The sequence below is a fragment of the Acidithiobacillus sp. TH-A36 genome (genome assembly GCF_057473445.1).
In genome coordinates, this window is the sequence record NZ_JBYCKP010000327.1 from 1 (window position 1) to 1,174 (window position 1,174).

At 52.6% G+C, this 1,174-nt stretch carries 1 protein-coding gene; it reads right to left on the minus strand.

What is annotated here, in order from left to right; translation table 11 throughout:
* Positions 1-1,174, minus strand: a 1,174-nt coding sequence (gene gpmI, locus AC2VLY_RS08780; RefSeq protein WP_486922118.1) for a 2,3-bisphosphoglycerate-independent phosphoglycerate mutase, incomplete at both ends; no start/stop codon positions are given.

The following is a 1,174-nucleotide window of genomic DNA, read 5'->3' on the forward strand; positions in this document are numbered from 1 at the left end:
GTAATCCGATGAAATTGGAGATCAAGCGTTTCTACCGCACGGAGAATGGCCGGGATTTTGGCGGTATGACCGACCATGTCACCATTGGCAAAATTGACAATAACAAAGTGATATTGGTCGCTTTCGAATGCTGCAATGATACGATCTGCGATTTTGGCCGCACTCATTTCCGGCTGGAGATCATAGGTGGCTACCTGTGGAGATGGAATAATTTCTCGATCTTCTCCCGTAAAGGGCTCTTCGCGGCCACCATTGAAAAAATAGGTGACATGCGCATATTTTTCCGTTTCTGCGCAGTGGAATTGTTGCAGACCAGCGTCACTGATGACTTCCGCCAAGACTTTTGCCGGGATTTCCGGCGGGAACAGGACCGGAAAGGGGTAGTCGTCATTGTAAGAAGTCATGCAAAGGGCGGTTCTGGCCTGTTCTGAACTGCGATCAAAATGTTCAAATTCGGGCATAGCCACGGCGGCGCTCAGTTGCCGCATGCGGTCAGAGCGAAAGTTGAAAAAGAATACGGGTTCATCGGCGGCAATCCGGTTTTCCTGGGGCTTGCCGATGACGGTGGGTTGAATAAATTCATCTCCTTCCCCGCGTCGCCAGGCTTCCTGAACAGCCGATAGGGCGTTTGCTGACTGAAGTCCCTCACCTTTCAGCAAGGCGGCCCAGGCTTTTTGGGTGCGATCCCAATGACTGGCACGATCCATGGCGGTATAGCGGCCACAGACGCTGGCAATTTTGCCGCTGCCCAGTTCTTGCAGGCGCTTTTCCAGAATCTGGACGAAAACATCTGCACATTGCGGGGCGGTGTCCCGCCCATCCGTAATCATGTGGATAATCGGTTCTACACCTGCCTGTACCACCAGAGGGAGAATCTCCAGCAAATGGTCGATATGAGAATGCACGCCACCATCGGAGACCATCCCGACCAGATGCAGGCACCGGATATTTTGTAAAATATTTTGCCAATTCTGAATGCTGGAAAAGCTGCCATCAGCCAGACTGGCCGATATGCGCACCATGTCCTGAAGTAGTATGCGCCCAGAGCCCAGTGTCAAATGACCGACTTCCGAGTTCCCAAATTGTCCATCGGGCAGACCCACAGCCCGCCCGGATGCCTGCAGGGCGGTATGGGGATAACTGGCAAAATAATGATCCAGATGTGGCGTATGGG